The following is an 18,493-nucleotide window of genomic DNA, read 5'->3' on the forward strand; positions in this document are numbered from 1 at the left end:
TGCCGGGACGGGTTGTTCCGCTAGAGCACCGCACCGGGGTTGAGGATGCCCTCGGGGTCGAGCGCGTCCTTGATCCGGCGGGTCAGCGCCATCACCTCGGGACCCACCTGATCCGGCAGCCACGCCTTCTTCAATCGGCCGACGCCGTGCTCGCCGGTGATGGTGCCGCCCAGCGCGATGGCGAGGTCCATGATCTCGCCGAAGGCGCGGTGCGCGCGGGCGGTGTTGTCGGGGTCGGTGGGGTCGTGCACGATCAGCGGGTGGGTGTTGCCGTCGCCCGCGTGCGCGATGACCGAGACCAGCACGTCGTTGCGTTCCCCGATGGCGGTGATCCCGGTGATCAGATCACCCAGCCGGGGCAGCGGGACGCCGACGTCCTCGAGCAGCAGCGGTCCGATCCGCTCCACGGCGGGGATCGCGAATCGCCGTGCGGCGGTGAAGGCTTCGCCCTCGGCGGGGTCCTCGGTATCGAAAACCTCGGTCGCCCCGGCCTTCTCGCACAGCGACACCATCAACCGCGCTTCGTGCGCGGCGAATTCGCCCGGCGCGTCGGACCGGGCGACCAGCAGCGCGGCGGCGGTGCGGTCCAGCCCCATCCGCATCTCGTCCTCGACGGCGTTGATCGCGACGGTGTCCATGAACTCGAGCATCGCCGGGCGCAGCGTCGAGGTGATGGCCAGAATCGCGTCGGTGGCGGCGGTGAGCGAGCCGAAACTCGCGACGACGGTCGCCTGCGGCGGCTGGGCGGGCAGCAGGCGCAGGGTCAGTTCGGTGATCACCCCGAGCGTGCCCTCGCTGCCGACGAACAGCTTGGTCAGCGACAGTCCGGCCGAGTCCTTCAGCCGCGGTCCGCCCAGCCGCACGGCGGTCCCGTCGGCCAGCACCACCTCCATGCCGAGCACGTAGTCGGTGGTGACGCCGTACTTCACGCAGCACAGTCCGCCCGCGTTGGTCGCCGCGTTGCCGCCGATGGAGCACATCTCGAACGAGGACGGATCGGGCGGATACCACAGGCCTTCCGCCGCGACGGCCCGCTTGACCTCGGCGTTGAGCAGCCCGGGCCCGACGACGGCGGTCCGGGTGACCGCGTCGACGCTGATCGCGCGCATCAGCTCGGTGCTGAGCACGATCCCGCCGTCCACCGCGGTCGCGCCACCGGACAACCCCGACCCGGCCCCGCGCGGCACGACGGGCACCCGCCCCGTGTGCGCCCACCGCAGCGTGGCCACCACGTCGGCGGTGTCGCGCGCCCGCACCACCGCCAGCGGCGTGCCCGCGTCCGGATCGCGCGCCCAGTCCTGCCGGTACCCCGCCAGCAGATCGGGATCGAGGACCACAGCCCCCTCGGACACCGCGGAAATCAACGACTCGAGGTCAACCCTGCTCTCGTCCACCTACTCAAATTAACCCGCGACGACCACCCCGCGTCGGTACTCCGGCCGGACTCGTGAACAGCGCTGACCCGCCGTGGGAGCGAGCTGGTCACCTGACCGACGTGATGTGCGCCCGACCAAGTGAATTTGCGCATGATTGTGATCCGGCGCGCCCGGTTGGTGTATACGGCGTCCAACCCGTCACAATGCCCATAGCGGGTGTGTCCGTCGGCGATCGGCCGTCGCGCACCCGGCGTGTTTCGCATTCCGCTCTACGGTGCGCTCGCTCGCGCATCGCACACACCGACGCGCCGCGTCGCACCGTACTCGCCGGGAGGGGCCGGAAGATGAAGGAACCGCAGGACCGCAACGAGTTGGTCGGCGCGCTGCTCGCCGCCGAGTTCGCCGATGCCGGGATCGACCCCGATGCCATGCGCCGGGTGCGCGACGGCGAACACGAGGAGTGGCTGTCCGCGCTGGAGGCCACCGGCATGTTCGGCCTCCGCGCGCTGGCCGAGATCGCCGGTGAATGGTCCGCCGAACCGCGCCTGCTGCGGGACGCGCTGCTCGCCGAGGCCGACGAGTTCACCCGGCGCCGCTGCCTGGCCGCCTGGACCGCGCTCGGCCGCCCGGTCGTCGAGCAGCCGACCGCGCACGCGGTGGCCGTCGCCGTCCCGCACTGAGGCGGCGCACGCGCCCGTTTGCCGACTGCTCATCTCGGCGTCATCTCGCGCTGGCAGGCTGACGGCGTGGAGCAGCACGCGGGTGTCACCGACTCGATCGCCGACCGGTTCACCCGCTGGTGCGAGGCCGTCGTCGCCCGCCTGCCGTTCGGGCTGGACCGGATCGTGCCCGCGACGCTGCTCGGCTTCGGCTTGATCAACAGTTTCACCTTCGGTGTCGACCTGCTGCTGCTCACGCTGCTGCACACCGGGCTCGGGGTGCCGGTACCGGTGTCGATCACGCTGGCCTATGTCGCCGCCTTCGGCCTGGCCTTCCTGCTCAACCGCACCTTCAACTTCCACTCGCACGCGCCGATGGGTACGCAGGCCGTGGTGTACGCGGCGGTGGTGCTGGTGAACTATCTGGCCTTCATCCTCGGGGTCGGCTCCGGTCTGGTGGCGCTGGGCATGGAGTATCACCTCGCGCGGCTGGCCGCCGGGGCCTGCGAGGCCGTCTACATGTACTCCGCGATGCGCTGGATCGTGTTCCGGCGCAAGCGATCAGCGGATCCGGTCGGCGCCGGGCGCTGAACCGCCGCGCAGCACCTCGGTACGGTCGCCGTCGACCAGGACGACGTCGTCGTCGGTGAGGGCCCAGTGCGGGGTGCCCTCGGCGCGATAGCGGGCCAGCAGCTTCGCGGACTCGCCGTCAGGGTCGGTGGGGGAGTCGAGATGGACCACGAGCGGACGGTCCACCACACCCAGTCCGTCCCATCGTGATTCGACGCCGGTGGCCGGACGCACCTCGGCGGGGTCGTCCATCGTCTCCAGGCCGTGCAGGTCGGGAGCGAGCAGGCAGGCGCCCGCGCTGTAGCCCGCGTAGACCAGCGCGTCCTCGGCGAGCAGCGCGGGCAGCACGGAATCGGCTCCGCTGCGGGCGAATTGGGCCCGCAGGACGAAGGTGTTCCCGCCGCGCACCCACACCATGGCGAACGCGCGCAGACGCCGCTCCAGTTCACCCGGCGCGCCGAGGTGGTCGCGCAGGTCGACCACTTCCGGCGCGTACCCGTGCTGCCGCAGCGGGGTCAGGTCACTGGCCACCGCCGACGACCACGCGGCAGGCCACGCGTCACAGGCGTTGGGGATCACCGCGACCCGGCCGCCCGGCGCGCCGACGAGCCCGGCGAGCCGGTCGGCGAAGGCGCCGAACCGATAGGACGCCAGGAACAACCGCATCAGATGGTGAAGGCCAGGTTCTGCACGAGGCGCTCGCCGAGGGCCTTGTCACCGGTCACGGTGACCTCGTCACGGTGCGCGTCGGCGGTGGTCCGCCCGCCGCGCAAGCGCGCGAAGAGCCCGGAATCCATGCTGATCACGGCGTTCGGTTCGGCGTCGGCGGCGTCGAGCACCGCGCCGCGGCCGTCGAGCACCCCGAGGTGGATCTGCCGGGTGACCGGGCCGGTGAGGTCGAAGGTCAGGCGCGCGCCGTCGGGCGCCTTGGCCCCCTTCACCACGGCCCGGCCCAGCCCGATGGTGAGTTCGGCGAAGGCGGTCTCGGCGCGCGCGCCGCCCTCGGATACCGGGCGGCCGATGCCGTCGGCGAGGTCGAGTTCGTGCATCCAGCAGTCGAACAGGCGCACCCGCATGAACCGCCCGTAGGGCACCTGCCCGACCGGCGACACGGTCGGTGTCTGCCAGGCCTGCTCGTCCATCGCGGCCAGGGCGGCTCGCCGGCGATCGGTGACCTCGTCGAACAGCGCGAGCAGCCGCTTGCCGGACAGCGGGCGTAGTCGGTCGATCCAGATCTCGTTGAGCACCGCGACCTCGTTGCGCACGTGCGGCAGGGTCCGCACGTCGGTCTTGGGCCGCAGCGGGTCGTGCGGGGGCGGGGTCTCGCCGAGCAACCACGACTCGGTGCCGATCACATGCGCGACCACGTCGAACAGCGTCCAGCCCGGCAGCGGCGACGGCTTGCGCCACGCCTTCTCGTCGAGGTCGGCCACCAGGATGCCGATGGCCTCCCACTGCTGGGCGAGCAGGTCGGTCAGCTGCTCGCGGTCGGGCGTGCCCTCGGTCATCCCTGTGCTCCTTCAGCGTCGAGCGCCGTGAGTCCGGCGCGGATCGCGGCCGCGGTCGAGTTCGGTTCGTGGGGGCGGCGCAGCAGGAAGCCCTTGGCGAAGCTGAGCTTGTCCCCGTGTCTACGCGGCACCACGTGCAGGTGCACATGGCCGACGGTCTGGAAGGCCGCGATTCCGTCGTTGAGGATGAGATTGGCGCCGTCGCTGCTCAAGTCGCTACGGCGCAGGGCGCGCGCGAGCCGGTGCCCGGTGCGGAAGAGTGTCGCGCCCAGATCGGGGGCGAGATCGTCGAGCTCGGTGGCGTGCTGCTTGGGAACGACCAGGGTGTGCCCGCGGGTGATCGGCCTGATGTCGAGGAACGCGCACACCGCGTCGTCCTCGTAGACCTTGGTCGCGGGCGCGGCACCCGCCACGATCCGACAGAAGACGCAGTCGTTCACAGCGACGACCCTACGGTGTGGCGTGGGTCGCGCAACAGTCCGAACCCCGCACCGACATGACGCGCGTCACGTATGTCGAGTAACCGGTCGGCTGACCAGCATTCGGACGTGGAAGTAAGTAGCCCACCTTCATGTGCGGTCTTGTCCGGCCCTACCTGCGGCGACGAATGTGATCATGGCCGCGGGGCCGCGGCCGCCGTGCGGAAAGGTCGTCAACTTGGCGAAACGGGTCGGGTCTGTCCTATTTCCCAGTGGATGGTCCAGCCCGCCGATGTGACGGGCATCTCGGCTAGGCTCACCGCGAGCCGAGTACAGTAGCGAGGATTTCAGCCGAACCTACTCGCAAGTAACGTCGGCTGACCCGTTGTTCCCCGGCTCGAAGCCAGCACAAGAAGGAAGTCTGACTAGTGGAGACAACGCAAAACGTGGGCGAGGGTTCGCCGCGCGGCGCGCGTGTCGGAGTCGTTCGCGAGTCCGGCCCGGGTGAGCGGCGGGTCGCATTGGTGCCCAAGATCATCCCCGCCCTGTCCAAGCAGGGTGTCGAGGTGGTCGTGGAAGCCGGTGCCGGCCTCGGCGCCCTCATCCCCGACGAAGCCTTTGTCGAGGCGGGCGCGACCATCGGTGATCCGTGGTCGGCCGAGGTCGTGGTCAAGGTCGCCCCGCCCAGCGATGCCGAGGTGGCCAAGCTGTCCTCCGGACAGACTCTGATCGGGTTCCTCGCGCCCCGCAACGCCGAGAACCAGATCGGCGCGCTGCGCTCCGCCGGTGTGCAGGCCTTCGCGGTCGAGGCGATTCCGCGTATCTCGCGCGCGCAGGTGATGGACGCGCTGTCCTCGCAGGCCAACGTCGCCGGATACAAGGCCGTGCTGCTCGCCGCCTCGGAGTCCACCCGCTTCTTCCCGATGCTGACCACCGCCGCGGGCACCGTGAAGCCGGCCACCGTGCTGGTGCTCGGTGTCGGTGTCGCCGGTCTGCAGGCGCTGGCCACGGCCAAGCGCCTCGGTGGCCGCACCACCGGCTACGACGTGCGTCCCGAGGTCGCCGACCAGGTGCGCTCGGTCGGCGCCCAGTGGCTCGACCTGGGCATCGACGCCGCCGGTGAGGGTGGCTACGCCCGCGAGCTCACCGACGACGAGAAGGCCCAGCAGCAGAAGGCCCTCGAAGACGCCATCAAGGGCTTCGACGTGGTCATCACCACCGCGCTGGTGCCGGGTCGTCCCGCGCCGCGCCTGGTCACCGCCGCCGCCGTGGAGGGCATGAAGCCCGGCAGCGTGATCGTCGACCTGGCCGGGGAGACCGGCGGCAACTGCGAGCTCACCGAGCCCGGTCAGACCGTGGTCAAGCACGAGGTGACCATCGCCTCGCCGCTGAACCTGCCCGCCACCATGCCCGAGCACGCCAGCGAGCTGTACTCCAAGAACATCGCGGCCCTGCTGGAGCTGATGCTGGTCGACGGCAAGCTCGCGCCCGATTTCGAGGACCAGGTGCTGGCCGATTCCTGTGTCACCCGTGAGGTGGAAGCCTGATGTACACCGAACTTCTCGCCAATATCGCGATCCTGGTCCTGTCCGGATTCGTCGGCTTCGCCGTCATCTCCAAGGTCCCCAACACCCTGCACACCCCGCTGATGTCGGGCACCAACGCCATCCACGGCATCGTGGTGCTCGGTGCGCTGGTGACGCTGGGCAATGTGAAGGACCCGTCCCTGCTGGTCCAGATCATCCTGTTCGTCGCCGTGGTGTTCGGAACGCTGAACGTCATCGGTGGCTTCGTGGTCACCGACCGCATGCTCGGCATGTTCAAGGGTAAGAAGAAGGCGGCCGAGTGATGCACGCAGTCGACAACATGACCTACCTGGTCAACGGCCTCTACATCGTGGCCTTCTCCATGTTCATCTACGGCCTGATGGGTCTGACCGGTCCGAAGACCGCGGTGCGCGGCAACCAGATCGCCGCGGTCGGCATGGCCATCGCCGTGATCGCCACGCTGATCTCGGTGCGCCACGCGGACCTGATCAACTGGATCCTGATCGGCGCGGGCCTGGTCGTCGGTGTGGCACTGGGTGTTCCGCCCGCCGTGCGCACCAAGATGACCGAGATGCCGCAGCTGGTCGCCGCGTTCAACGGTGTCGGTGGTGGCACGGTCGCGCTCATCGCGTGGGCCGAGTTCATCGACAGCTCGGGCTTCTCGGCGCTGCACGACGAGCCGAACATCCACATCATCATCGGCTCGCTGTTCGCCGCGGTGATCGGTTCGGTCTCGTTCTGGGGCTCGATCATCGCCTTCGCCAAGCTGCAGGAGATCCTGTCCGGCAAGCCGATCAGCGTCGGCCGCCTGCAGCAGCCGCTGAACCTGCTGCTGCTCGTCGGCGCGATCGTGTGCGCCGTGGTGATCGGCCTCGGTGCCGACAACGGCGGCGTCTCGCAGCTGTGGATGATCGGCCTGCTGGTGCTGGCCGGTGTGCTCGGCCTGATGGTCGTGCTGCCGATCGGTGGCGCGGACATGCCGGTCGTCATCTCGCTGCTCAACGCCCTGACCGGGCTGTCGGCCGCGGCCGCGGGCCTGGCGCTGAACAACACCGCGATGATCGTCGCGGGCATGATCGTCGGCGCGTCCGGCACCATCCTGACCAACCTCATGGCCAAGGCCATGAACCGCTCCATCCCGGCCATCGTCGCCGGTGGCTTCGGTGGCGGCGGCGGTGCGGCCGGTGGCGGCGCCGGTGGCGAGAACAAGCAGGCCAAGGCCACCTCGGCCGCCGACGCCGCGATCCAGATGGCCTACGCCAACCAGGTCATCGTGGTGCCCGGCTACGGTATGGCCGTCGCCCAGGCCCAGCACGCGGTCAAGGAGATGGCCTCGCTGCTCGAGGGTAAGGGCGTCGAGGTCAAGTACGCGATCCACCCGGTCGCCGGTCGCATGCCCGGGCACATGAACGTGCTGCTGGCCGAGGCCGAGGTCTCCTACGACGCGATGAAGGAAATGGACGACATCAACGGCGAATTCGGCCGTACCGATGTGGTCCTGGTCATCGGCGCCAACGATGTCACCAACCCGGCCGCCCGCGAGGACAAGTCCAGCCCGATCTACGGCATGCCGGTCCTCAACGTCGACCAGGCCAAGAGCGTCATCGTGCTCAAGCGCTCGATGAACTCCGGCTTCGCCGGCATCGACAATCCGCTGTTCTACGCCGATCACACCTCCATGCTGTTCGGCGACGCCAAGAAGTCCGTCGGTGCGGTCACCGAGGAACTCAAGGCGCTGTAAGTCGCCACGTCCCGGGGCCCTTGCCGTTCATCGCGAACGGCAAGGGCCCCTTGCGTTGTCGGCTCAGAACAGCCGGTTGTACTTGCGGGTCCCCGGGAGATCCGGATAGGGGCAATCGGCGGAACCGGTGCGCAGGGTCGCGGTGGCGTCATCGGGGGCGATCCACTGGAGCTTGCCGCTGTCCAGCCAGGGTCTCAGGTCGAAGTCCTTGCTGTTGGAGCCCCAGTTGTCGTCCCAGGCGGCGTACCGGCCCGGAGCCCGAACGACGTCGTAATGGTCACTACCCCACACCGGTTCGAGCGCGATGCCGCGCGGCCGGTACACGGAGCAGTGGTAGGTGATCGGCCAGCCGGTGTGCGGACCGACCCGCAGCTGGGTGATCACGGCGCGTATCTCGGGATGGCCGAGTACCTGGGGATACACATAGGGCACGTCGGGGCCTACGCGGCGGGCGAACGGCGCGGGCGCGGGCGGGCCGTCGAGCCGCATCGCACCGGCCATCAACAACCAGGTGTGCGGTACGGGGTCCAAGCGGCGAACCGGGTTGGACGACATCCAGAACCACCCGTCGACATCGACGATGTCGAGCGGCCAGTACACCAGCTGTCCGGTGAACGGGCACCGCGAGACCACGATGTCGGGCAGCAGTTCCTGGTACCGGGCGTGGAGCGCGGAGAAACGCTGGTAGGCCGCCCAGCCGTCGTCGGTGGCGCCCAGCTCCTGGTAGCGGGCGGTGAAGTGATTGCCTTCCGCGAGCAGAGCCGAACGCTCGGTGACGAACGGCTCCACTCCGACGATCTTGCGCACCGTTGACCCCCCACTCCCACGCGACTGTCGCGGAACCGACTGTGCCACAGCCGGAATCCTCGGCCAACCCGTCCGTGCGTGGTGCGGTGCCGCCGAAACGCGGCCACCCCGCCCGCTGGAGGTCCGGCGGACGGGGTGATCGGGACGGCGTCGGTGCCCGAGGACTACTTCTTGAAGCGCTCGGCCAGCAGATCGAGGGTCGCCATGGCCTGCCGGTAGTCCGGCCGCTTGCTGGCGGCGGGCAGCTCGTAGACCTGGCCCCGCTGGAAGGCGGGCAGCATGGCCAGCGCCGGGTCCTGCTTCAGCTGGGCGATGTCGCGGCCGCCGTCGAGCTTGATCACGAACAGCACCGGAGCGTCGACGACGGTGCTCAGCAGTTCGGGGCTGAAGGTGACCCAGTCACCGGCCTCGGCCTTGGTCGGGTTGCCCGCCTTCGCTTCGATCTTGTCGTCGACGGTGAAGCCGACCCCGGACAGCAGCGTGGCCAGCGGGGTGTTGGGGGCGAGCAGGATGGGCTTGCCATCGGACTGGGACTGCATCACCGCCGTCGCGCCCTGCGGCAGCCGCACGGCGGATTTCACCTCGTCGACCCGCGTGTTGTAGGCGGTGATCATGCCGTCGACCTTCTCGGGGCGGTTGACGAAGTCGGCCACCGCCTTCAGCTGGTCCTGCCAGTTGGCGAGGTTGGACGCCACCAGCGCGGTGGGCGCGACCGCGGCCAGCTTGTCGTAGTTCTTGATCGTCTGCTGACCCGGCCAGCCCGGTCCGCCGCCGATGATCAGGTCGGGCTGCTGGGCGGCGATGAACTCCAGGTTCAGGTCGTCGCCGGAGGGCACCGCCACGGTGCCCTGTGCCTCGGCGTCGGCGGCCCAGGCGGCGGGGAACTCGCCGGGCTGCAGCGTGACACCCAGAATCCGTGGATCCGCGGCCTTCACCTTGGCGTCGAGGTCGAACAGGTACCCGGCGAGCGCGCCGTTGAGGACCACGATGCGCTGCGGGTCGGCGGGCACGGTGACCGGGCCCTTGGCGGTTTCCACCTGGCGAGTGCCGGACTCGGCCGCCTGCTCGGAGGTGGAGCTGCCGCAGCCCACCGCCGTCGCGGTCACCGCGACGATCAGGAGGGCGACGGCGGCACGCATGCGTGCCGTCATTCGGTGCGCTGACATGGAGTGATTTCCTTCTTTCTATCCAGGTGGAAGGTCAGGTGCGGATCGCGGGATCCACGTCGAGCAGCGCGGCCACCTCGGTCCAGCCGGTCGGCATCGCGATCTCGTTGTGCGTGTAGGGAAGTCGCCGGACCACCAGGTGCGCGCCCGCGGCCTGCCACCCGGTGAGCTGGGCGTGCACGCGTTCGGGTTCCAGGCCGTTGTCCGCGCAGTACAGGGCCATCGGGCCGCGATAGCGCGGTGACGCGGACTCGGTGACCATGCGCAGCAGCTCGGTCGCCGCGTTGCGCACCACTTCCGCCAATTCCGGTGCGTACTCCGCGATTTCGGGCAGCAGCGCGTCCATGCCGGAGGGGTCGGCCAGGGTCGCGGCGGCCCGATCGGTCAGGTTCGACAGCGGATGCGAGTCCAGCAGACCAACGAAGCCGACCTGCTCGCCCTCGGCCTCCAGGATGGCCGCCATCGCGTGGGCCAGGTTGCCGCCCAGCGAGTAGCCGAGCAGGTGGTACGGGCCTCGCGGCTGGATGCGGCGCACGGCGTCGAGGTAGAACCGGGCCAGATCGTCGAGCGTGGGCGTCCGCCTGTTCGGCTCGGTGAGCTGGGGCATCTGCACACCGATGATCGGCCGGTCGGCCCGCAGCAGCCGGGCCAGCGGCGCGTACTTCCAGGCGGTGCCGCCGATTTGGTGGATGCAGAACAGCGGTGGGGCCGATCCCTCGGCGCGCAGCTCCAGCACCGGATCGAGGCGGCTGCCCAGACTGGCGAGACCGTTCGCCGGTCGCGCCGCGGTGGGATCGACCGCGCCGATCCGGGCCGCGAGCGCACGTGGTGTGGGAGCGCTGAAGACGTCGTCGAGGACGGCGGGCAGGTCGGCCCGGGTCAACCGGCCGATCAGCCGCACCGCGAGCAGCGAGTGCCCGCCCTGATCGAAGAAGTCGTCGTCCGCGCCGACCTCGTCGATCGACAGGACCGCGGCCATGGCCTGACGGATCGCGTCGAGCAGGCCGGGTTCGGTCGGCGCCGGTGTGGTCGCCGTGGCGGGTGTGTGCGCGGGGGCCGCCCCGGGCCGGACGGATTCCGGCGCGGGCAGTTCCTGCCGGGCGATCTTCTCGGTCGCGGTGCGCGGGATGTGATCGAGCACCAGGAAGGCGGCGGGAATCATGTACGCGGGCAGCGCTGTTCGCAGCTGCTCGCGCACCGCGTCGGTGTCGAGTACGGTCCCGGACTCGGCGATGAGGTAGGCGACCAGGCGCTGGTCACCCGGGGTGTCCTCGCGCAGCAGCACCACCGCGTGGGCCACTCCGGCACAGGTGAGCAGGGCGGATTCGATATCGCCCAGTTCGACGCGCTGGCCGCGCAACTTCACCTGGCTGTCGGTGCGGCCGACGTACTCGAGCTCACCGCGCGGGTTCCTTCGCACGAGATCGCCGGTGCGGTACATCCTTTCGCCCGTCCCGTACGGGTCGGCCACGAAGGCGGCCGCGCTCAGGTCGGGACGGGCCAGGTAGCCGCGCGCCAGCCGGACGCCGGTCAGGTAGAGCTCGCCGACGGTTCCCTCGGGTACCGGCCGCAGCCGGTCGTCGAGGATGCGGATCGGATCGGCGGGCGCGCCGACCGGCACCGAGGTCGTGTCGGCGTCGACGGTCTGGTGGAAGGTGAAGCCGATCGCGGCCTCGGTGGGACCGTAGAAGTTGTACACGGCGGTGCCGGTCAGCGCGCGCATGCGCTGCGCGGTCGCGGGCGGCAGCACCTCACCGCCGGTGAGGACACAGCGCAGGTCCGTGCAGCCCGAGAGGTCGGCCTCCTCGGCGAGCACGGTCAGCATTGAGGTCGTCATCCACATCGCGGTCACGCGCTCGGTGCTCATGAGCCGCGCCTGGTAGTAGGGATCGCGGTGCCCGCCCGGCCGGGCCAGCACGATCCGCGCGCCGACGCACAGCGGCAGGAACATCTCCAGGAGCGAGGCGTCGAAGATCGGCGGCGTGCGGTAGAGCATGGTGTCGCCCGGTCCGAACCGGCGTTCGCGGTGCAGCCACTCGAAGGTGGAGATGATCGAGGCGTGCGAGAGGCTCACGCCCTTGGGCACCCCGGTGGAGCCGGAGGTGAACAGCAGGCAGGCGGTATTGGCCGGGCGCAGCGGCGCGCGCCGGTCGGCGTCGGTGAGCGCCGCGTCGGCGAATCCGCTGCTGTCGGCCTGGTCCAGCGAGCGCAGCACCATGGCGGGCGCGGCCGTGGCGAGGATCTGCTCGACGCGCTGTGCGGGCTGTTCCGGGTCCACCGGCAGGTACACGCCACCGGCCCGGCAGATCGCGTGCGCCGTGACGACCGAATCGATGGAGCGTGGCATGGCGACGGCGACCACGGTCTCGGGACCGACGCCGCGCGAGACGAGCCAGCGGGCAAGACGATTCACCCTGGCATCGAATTCGCCGAAGTCGAGGGTGACGTCCTGCGCGGTGATCGCGGGGGCCGCCGGATCGACGGGCGTTCCCCAGACGGCGAGCGTGTCGCCGTGGGGGACGGGCTGTTCGCCGGTTGGCTGTGCGACGGCGGCGGTCGATGCCGTCGCGACCGGCACGGGTGTGAGCGGTGCGAGGAACATCGCGGGACGCAGGTCGGTGTCGGCGATGACCGCGGTCAGGATCTCGACGATCCGCTCGGCGATCCGGGCGAGCGTGCTGTCGTGGACGGCGGCGCGGTCGTACCAGATCACCAGCGTCAGCTGATCGCCCGGCGGGGCGATCAAGGTCAGCGGATAGTGCGTGTTGCCGTGGTTGTGGAACTCGCCGCGGCGCAGCTCGTGCGACTCCGGCTGTCCGGCACCGGAATCCGGGAAGTTCTCGAAGGCGACCAGGGTGTCGAACAGTGTCCCGAGGCCCGCGATCCGTTCGATCTCCGCCAGGCCGGCGTAGTCGAATTCCTGCATGGCGAACTGGTTGTCCTGGAGCTCGGCCAGCTGCGCGAGCAGCGCGCGCTCGGGGTCCACGGCGCAGCGCACCGGCACGGTGTTGGCGAACAGGCCGACGATGCCGGCCACACCGGGCAGTTCGGCGGGTCTGCCGGAGACGGTCGCGCCGAACACGACGTCGGCGCGTCCGGTGAGCGCGGCCAGGGTCAGTGCCCAGGTGCCCTGGACCAGGGTGTTCATCGTCAGGCCGCGGCGGCGGCCCAGCTCGGCCAGTGCCGTGGACAGCGATGCGGGCAGCGGCACCTGCCACTGCCGGAACTCGCGTGCGCGGCCGGTGTCGGTGCGCACCAGCGTGGGTCCGGCGAGTCCGGCCAGCCGCGCCGACCAGGCCGCGCGGACCGCCGCGCGGTCGCGGGTGCCGAGCCAGGCCAGATAGTCGCGGTAGGAGGCGGGTGCGGGCAGGTCGTCGCCGTGGTAGGCGGCGAGCACCTCGCGCAGGACGATCGGGGTGGACCAGCCGTCGATCACCAGATGATGGGTGTTGAGGACCAGCCGGTGCGCGTCACCGGGCATCCGGATCAGCGTGGCGCGCAACATCGGCGACCGGTCCACCGGGAAGCGGTGCCGGGTCGCTTCGGCTTCCAGCCGGTCGGCGGCGGCTCGCGCCGTGGGCAGCGGCAACCGGGACAGATCGATCTCCCGCCACGGCATGCCGACCGCACGCGGGACGGCCTGCACGGGCTGGTCCAAGCCCGCGTAGTGGAAGGCGGCGGCCATGGTGGGATGGCGGCCGACGACGGTGTCGAACGCGGCCGACAGCCGTGCGCCGTCCAGCGGACCGTGCAGGTCGACGCGGGCGCTCAGCGCGTAGACGTCGTCGGCTCCGTCGCGAATCGCGTGGAACAGCAGCCCTTCCTGCAAGGGGGACAGCGGCAGCAGTTCGGCCAGCGGACCGTGCGCGGTCTCGAGCGCATCGATCGTCTCCTGGGTGACGGCGAGGCCGGGGGCGTCCGACGGCGTGAGCCCGCCGGGGAACAGCACCGCGTGCGCGGCGAACGCCGCCAGCGCGCGGTCGAAGTGCCGCTGGATGTCGGCGACCTGATCCGCGCCGAGAATTCGGCTCGCCGCGGTCCACTCCACCGCCAGCCGGGCGCCACTTGGCTGCGCGGCGGGGGGTTCGTGCACGAAGATGTTGAGCGAAAGCACTTCCGTGAGAGCCTTTTCCGACGGCTCCGTCACGGCGAACGCGTCGTGGTCGGGCAGCCGCCAGCCTGCGGTGCCCCCGCCCCCGAAGCGCCCGAGATAGTTCAGCAGCACCTCGGGTGCGCGCCGCCCGGCGAGTCGCGGCACGGTCTCCGGGTCGAGCCAGCGCAGCACGCCGTAGCCCACACCGTTGCCGGGGACGGCCCGCTTGGCCTCTTTGACCGCGCGCAGCAGCCGTCCGGCCGCCGCGCCGCCTGCCAGGGCGTCGGCCAGCCCGTCCGGGTCGTCGATCCCGGTGGCGGGTGTCCACACCGGGAACTCGGTGGTGAACCAGCCGATGGTGCCGGCGACATCGGTATCGGCACGCGGGGCTTCGCGCCCGTGTCCCTCCACCGTGACCGGCCTGCCCGACTGGAGTGCTTCGCCTCGCTCGTGCCGCCAGGCGTTGAGCGCCAGCACGAGCGCGGCGAGCAGCACGTCGTCGGTCTTGGCCCGATAGGCGCTGGGCAGCGTGGTCAGCAGCGCCTCGGAGACCTCGGCAGCGGCGAAAGTTCTCGTCCGCTGGGCGCTCTCGACGCGGTCCACCGTGCGGTCGAGCGCGCGTGCGCCCAATGTCGCGACGGTGTCGTCACCGAGCGCGCGCTCCCAGTGCGCCAGTTCCGGGCGGTGCGCGCCCGCGGCGCCGGACTCGGCGAGCAATGTGGCGTAGCGCCGCCACGAACTGCCCTTCGCCGACATCCGCGCCGGACGGTCCTCGCGCGCCGCCGCACACGCCTCGTACAGTTCGGGCACCAGGATGCGCCACGAAACCCCGTCCACCACCAGGTGGTTGGCGACCAGGACCAGCCGGTCGGCGGTTCCCGGCGCGGTGCGCACCACCGCGGCGCGGATCTCGACACCGGCGGCGGGATCTAGTTCCCCCGACAGTGTGGTCGCCACCGACTCGATCAGCGCGTCCACGTCGCTGTGCGGTGTCGCGGCCTTCGCGCCTGCGGGGTGGAGCCGGTCATAGAACAGCTCGCTGACCAGCTCCGATGCGCGGACAGTGCCGACACCGGCGACCTCGAGCCGGTCCGATTCGCCGAGGATCAGGCGTAGGGCGTCGTGGCGGTCGAGCAGGGCCTGGAGGCCGGCGGTCAGGTGGTCGAGGGTGAGGTCCTCGCGCAGGGTCAGGGCGGTCCACTGGGCGTAGCCGGCCACCGCGGCGCGATCGGGGTTCGCCGCGAGCAGCGCGGCCACCATAGGGGTGATCGGAACGGGGCCGGTCGCCTCGTCCGGGACCGGGGCGTCGGCGTGCTGGTCGCTCACCTGGGCCGTGGCGGCGATCGTGGCCAGATCACGCTGGGCCAGCAGTGTTTTCGGCGGGACTGCCCAGCCGAGGGCGCGCAGCCGACTGCTCACGCCGATCGCGGTGATGCTGTCGCCGCCGAGCCCGAAGAAGTCGTCGGTGGCGTTGACCTGGGCCACGCCGAGCACCTCGGCCACCGCGCCGCACAGCGCCCGCTCCTGCTCGGTGCGGGCCGGCCGCCCGGTGGAGGTCAACTGGGGCGCGGGCAGCGCCGCGCGATCGAGCTTGCCGTTCACGGTGGTGGGCAGGGCGTCGAGCACCACGAGCGCCGAGGGCACCAGATGGTCGGGGACCAGGGTGGTGAGCCGGTGCCGCAGCTGATCGCCGTCGAGCGCGCGCCCGGCCTCGGGGACCAGGTAGCCCACCAGCCGCGTGCTGTCGCCGGACGTGCGCACGGTGGCGGCCGCGGCGGCCACGCCGGGCAGCGCGCCGAGCGCGGCCTCGACCTCGCCCAGTTCCACGCGGTAGCCACGGACCTTGATCTGCGCGTCGGCACGGCCGAGATAGTCGTAGCCGCGGCCGGGGAGCCAGCGCGCCCGGTCGCCGGTGCGGTACATGCGCTCGCCGGCCACGAACGGATCGGCGACGAACCGCTCCGCCGTCACCTCGACCCGGCCGAGATAGCCGCGCGCCAATTGCGGCCCCGCCAAATACAACTCGCCGATCTCGCCGTCGGGGACCAGGTGCAGCGCACCGTCGAGCAGATAGGCGCGGGTGCCGTCGAGCGGCCCGCCGACATGCGGCAGCGCGCCGGTCACCGGGGCACTGAGCGCGTCGACCGTGGCCTCGGTCGGCCCGTACATGTTGCGGGCGGCCACCCCCGAGGCGACGATGACCGACCACAGCGCGGGCGGGGTCGCCTCGCCGCCGAGCAGCAGCAGCCCGGGACGGTGCGCGCCGGCGAGCAGCCCGTTGTCGATCAGGGCGGTCGCCATCGACGGGGTGGTGTCGACGACGTCGATGCGATCGGCGCCGAACGCGGCGACCTGCGCGGCCGCGTCCTTCTGGATCTCGGTGTCGTACAGGTGCACTCGGTGCCCGCACCACAGCCACAACAGCTGGTCCTGCGCCGCGTCGAAGGCGAACGAGTAGGTGTGCGCGACGTGCAGCCGGCGCCCGCCCGCGCGCTGGGCGGCCTCGGCGTAGACGGTCGACCGATGGTGGTGCAGCAGCTGGGCCATCGCACCGCAGGAGATCTGCACGCCCTTGGGCTTGCCGGTGGACCCCGAGGTGTACACGACGTAGGCCAGATGCGCGGGCGAGCGCGGCGCGGCGAGCTCCGCGGTGGTCAGCGGACCGTCGGCGAGCCCGGCGACGGCCTCGCGAATGCCGCTGTCCGAGAGCCGGATCAGACCGCACACGGCGTCGTGGGTCGCTCGTTCGGCCGATGCCGCGTCGGTGATCGGGAGCGGGGCGTCGGACCGATCGGCGAACACCGTCGTCGCGACCGCGTCGTCGGTCAGGATCAGCACCGGCGCGGCGTCGTCGACGATGTCGGCGAGGCGCTGCGCGGGGTGCCCGATGTCGAGGACCAGGTAGGCCGCGCCCGCGTGCCGGACCGCGAGCAGCGCGACGACCAGGTCCACGGTGCGCGGGAGCGCGATCCCGACGATGTCCTCGGGGCCGACGCCGAGGCCGCGCAGGTATCGGGCCAGCCGGTGCACGCGGGCGCCCAGGTCGGCGGCGGTGAGCCGGTGGGCGCCGGCGACGAGCACGATGTCGTCTCCGCGTGCCGCGACCATGCTGTCGAAGACCTCCACCGCGTCCACCGCGCGGCCGGGCAGCGCGGCGCCGGCACGCTCGACAGCGATGCCGTCACTGATCTCGTTCCGGTACAGGGTGATCGCGCCGATCGGGGTGTCCGCTCCGTCGACCAGTGCGGTGATCAGCGTGACCAGCGCGGCCATCCGCCGCCGGGCCGTGGTGGCGTCGAGCGAGCGGGCGTCGACCTCGAAGCCGAGCTGGATCCGGTCCTCCGACAGCGGGGTGACGGTCAGGCCCAGGTTCTCCGGCGGGCCACCGGCGACATTGCGCAAGGTGCCGGTGGCGCCGTCGAAGTCGAGCGCGAAGTCGAACGCCTTGAGGTTGATGCCGATGCCGTGCAGCAGCGCGCCGGTCTGGGCGCCGCCGAATTCGCGAGCCAGGTCCTCACCGCGGAACCGCTGGTGCGCGCGCATCTCCCGCAGCGCGTCGGCCACCCGCTTGCCCAGGTCGCCGAGGCGATCCTGGCTGGAAACCGCGATCCGCAGCGGCAGTACGTTGACCGCCATGGACGGGGTGGTGAGGGCGGTCTTGCCGACCCGCGCCATCACCGGCAGGGCGATGACGACATCGTTCTCGCCGAGCAGCCGGTGCACGAACCCGACGTAGCCGGCGACGAGCACATCGGCCCAGGTGATACCGGCGGCGGTGGCCGCCTCCTTGATGCGGGCCACCAGGTCGGCGTCGAGGACGGCGCGGGCCTGGTGGGTCCGCTCGACCACGCCCTCGGGCGCGCGGCCGCGCCCGTCCAGCGGCGGCAGCGGGGTCAGCCGGTCGCGCCAGTAGTCGCGATCGTGCTGATGTGCCTGGCTCGCCCGGTATTCCAGGTCCTCGGCCACCAGCGTCTCGATCGAGCCCCACCGCAGGCGCGGCACGTCACCGCCGCGACGCAGCGCGGTGTAGTGGGCGGCGACCCGGCGCGAGACCATGGCCGCGCTGTAGCCGTCGATGATCAGGTGGTGGTAGAGCTGGATGCACCACACCTCGGTGTCGGTGAGGCGCAGCAGCGTGTAGGTGTAGAGCTGCCGGTCGACCATGGCGCGGCAATAGGTGGCGGAGCGTTCGCGTTCGGCCGCGACCAGCCGGTGCGCGGCCGCGATCGGGTCGGCCTCGCCACGCAGGTCGACGAGCGGACGCAGTTCGGGTTCGTGCTCGGTGATCCGCTGGCGCGGGCCGTCCGGGGTGTCGGCGAATCGCAGTCGCATGGTGTCGGTTTCGGCGATGGTGCGGCGAATCGCGGTGTCCAGCAAAGCGACATCGAGTGGCTCGGGTCCGGCGATCTCGAGTACCTCGCCGACCAGGTAGCTGAGCGAGTCGGAATCCAGGCGCTGGGCGTTCCAGATGCCCAGTTGCGCTCCGGTGAGCGGTAATCCGGGAGTTTCGGCGCTTACGTCGTCCCGTTCCACCGAGCTCACAACGACTCCTTCATCAACGTTCTCGACCCCCGCGCGCAGGTGGTCCCGGCCGGCGAAGAGCGCAG

The 18,493-nt window shown here is 71.0% G+C and carries 12 protein-coding genes; 5 read left to right on the plus strand and 7 right to left on the minus strand.

Features of this window, described 5'->3' with window-relative positions; translation table 11 throughout:
- Nucleotides 1–20 precede the first annotated feature (20 nt).
- Nucleotides 21–1,352, minus strand: a complete 1,332-nt coding sequence (locus ACIO52_RS25145) for an FAD-binding oxidoreductase (protein ID WP_402647209.1) — start codon at nucleotides 1,350–1,352, stop codon at nucleotides 21–23.
- Nucleotides 1,353–1,720: 368 nt separating this feature from the next.
- Between ACIO52_RS25145 and ACIO52_RS25150 the strand changes: the two genes are divergently transcribed.
- Together ACIO52_RS25150 and ACIO52_RS25155 are read left to right on the plus strand one after the other, a co-directional pair.
- Nucleotides 1,721–2,056, plus strand: coding sequence for a hypothetical protein (locus ACIO52_RS25150; protein WP_402647212.1), 336 nt, complete (start codon nucleotides 1,721–1,723; stop codon nucleotides 2,054–2,056).
- Nucleotides 2,057–2,122: 66 nt separating this feature from the next.
- Nucleotides 2,123–2,626: a GtrA family protein gene (locus ACIO52_RS25155; protein WP_402647215.1), complete on the plus strand. Its 504-nt coding sequence runs from the start codon at nucleotides 2,123–2,125 to the stop codon at nucleotides 2,624–2,626.
- Here the strand turns inward: ACIO52_RS25155 and ACIO52_RS25160 are convergent.
- Genes ACIO52_RS25160 through ACIO52_RS25170 form a run of 3 tightly spaced genes read right to left on the minus strand, consistent with a single transcriptional unit; the run spans nucleotide 2,597 to nucleotide 4,553 of the window.
- On the minus strand, nucleotides 2,597–3,271 hold the full coding sequence (locus ACIO52_RS25160; RefSeq protein WP_218720933.1) for a Type 1 glutamine amidotransferase-like domain-containing protein: 675 nt from the start codon (nucleotides 3,269–3,271) through the stop codon (nucleotides 2,597–2,599). The two genes, ACIO52_RS25155 and ACIO52_RS25160, sit on opposite strands and share 30 nt — an antisense overlap.
- A complete protein-coding gene (locus ACIO52_RS25165; RefSeq protein ID WP_316573654.1) occupies nucleotides 3,271–4,113 on the minus strand; it encodes a maleylpyruvate isomerase family mycothiol-dependent enzyme in 843 nt (280 codons plus the stop codon). Before ACIO52_RS25165 ends, ACIO52_RS25160 begins: the two co-directional genes overlap by 1 nt.
- On the minus strand, nucleotides 4,110–4,553 hold the full coding sequence (locus ACIO52_RS25170; protein ID WP_218720935.1) for an HIT family protein: 444 nt from the start codon (nucleotides 4,551–4,553) through the stop codon (nucleotides 4,110–4,112). The genes ACIO52_RS25165 and ACIO52_RS25170 overlap by 4 nt, the downstream gene beginning before the upstream one ends.
- Nucleotides 4,554–4,960: 407 nt before the next feature.
- Here ACIO52_RS25170 and ACIO52_RS25175 point away from each other — a divergent pair, with 407 nt between their 5' ends.
- From ACIO52_RS25175 to ACIO52_RS25185, 3 genes are read left to right on the plus strand one after another with little or no spacing between them, the layout of a single operon-like run.
- Complete coding sequence (locus tag ACIO52_RS25175; protein WP_316573655.1) at nucleotides 4,961–6,079, plus strand: Re/Si-specific NAD(P)(+) transhydrogenase subunit alpha; 1,119 nt, start codon at nucleotides 4,961–4,963, stop codon at nucleotides 6,077–6,079.
- The gene (locus tag ACIO52_RS25180; protein WP_019045334.1) at nucleotides 6,079–6,381 is read left to right on the plus strand and encodes an NAD(P) transhydrogenase subunit alpha; all 303 of its coding nucleotides are present in this window, start codon (nucleotides 6,079–6,081) and stop codon (nucleotides 6,379–6,381) included. The genes ACIO52_RS25175 and ACIO52_RS25180 overlap by 1 nt, the downstream gene beginning before the upstream one ends.
- Nucleotides 6,382–6,398: 17 nt before the next feature.
- On the plus strand, nucleotides 6,399–7,820 hold the full coding sequence (locus ACIO52_RS25185) for an NAD(P)(+) transhydrogenase (Re/Si-specific) subunit beta (protein WP_218720975.1): 1,422 nt from the start codon (nucleotides 6,399–6,401) through the stop codon (nucleotides 7,818–7,820).
- Nucleotides 7,821–7,883: 63 nt separating this feature from the next.
- Here the strand turns inward: ACIO52_RS25185 and ACIO52_RS25190 are convergent, their stop codons facing one another.
- The 3 genes from ACIO52_RS25190 to ACIO52_RS25200 form a co-directional block, all read right to left on the minus strand.
- Nucleotides 7,884–8,627, minus strand: coding sequence for a hypothetical protein (locus ACIO52_RS25190; RefSeq protein ID WP_342800884.1), 744 nt, complete (start codon nucleotides 8,625–8,627; stop codon nucleotides 7,884–7,886).
- Between the two features lie 164 nt (nucleotides 8,628–8,791).
- Nucleotides 8,792–9,793 (minus strand): ABC transporter substrate-binding protein, encoded by a 1,002-nt coding sequence (locus ACIO52_RS25195; RefSeq protein WP_255588470.1) that lies wholly within the window; start codon nucleotides 9,791–9,793, stop codon nucleotides 8,792–8,794.
- Between the two features lie 34 nt (nucleotides 9,794–9,827).
- Nucleotides 9,828–18,428 (minus strand): amino acid adenylation domain-containing protein, encoded by an 8,601-nt coding sequence (locus ACIO52_RS25200; RefSeq protein ID WP_402647221.1) that lies wholly within the window; start codon nucleotides 18,426–18,428, stop codon nucleotides 9,828–9,830.
- Nucleotides 18,429–18,493 lie beyond the last annotated feature (65 nt).

The sequence above is a fragment of the Nocardia sp. NPDC087230 genome (assembly GCF_044744725.1).
Lineage (GTDB): Bacteria > Actinomycetota > Actinomycetes > Mycobacteriales > Mycobacteriaceae > Nocardia > Nocardia canadensis.

What these genes read in the sequence shown, in the direction of transcription:
- ACIO52_RS25150 (WP_402647212.1), top strand. Translation starts at nt 1,721, where the DNA reads ATGAAGGAACCGCAGGACCGCAACGAGTTGGTCGGCGCGCTGCTCGCC.
- ACIO52_RS25160 (WP_218720933.1), bottom strand. Translation starts at nt 3,271, where the DNA reads ATGCGGTTGTTCCTGGCGTCCTATCGGTTCGGCGCCTTCGCCGACCGG.
- ACIO52_RS25165 (WP_316573654.1), bottom strand. Translation starts at nt 4,113, where the DNA reads ATGACCGAGGGCACGCCCGACCGCGAGCAGCTGACCGACCTGCTCGCC.
- ACIO52_RS25180 (WP_019045334.1), top strand. Translation starts at nt 6,079, where the DNA reads ATGTACACCGAACTTCTCGCCAATATCGCGATCCTGGTCCTGTCCGGA.
- ACIO52_RS25185 (WP_218720975.1), top strand. Translation starts at nt 6,399, where the DNA reads ATGACCTACCTGGTCAACGGCCTCTACATCGTGGCCTTCTCCATGTTC.
- ACIO52_RS25195 (WP_255588470.1), bottom strand. Translation starts at nt 9,793, where the DNA reads ATGTCAGCGCACCGAATGACGGCACGCATGCGTGCCGCCGTCGCCCTC.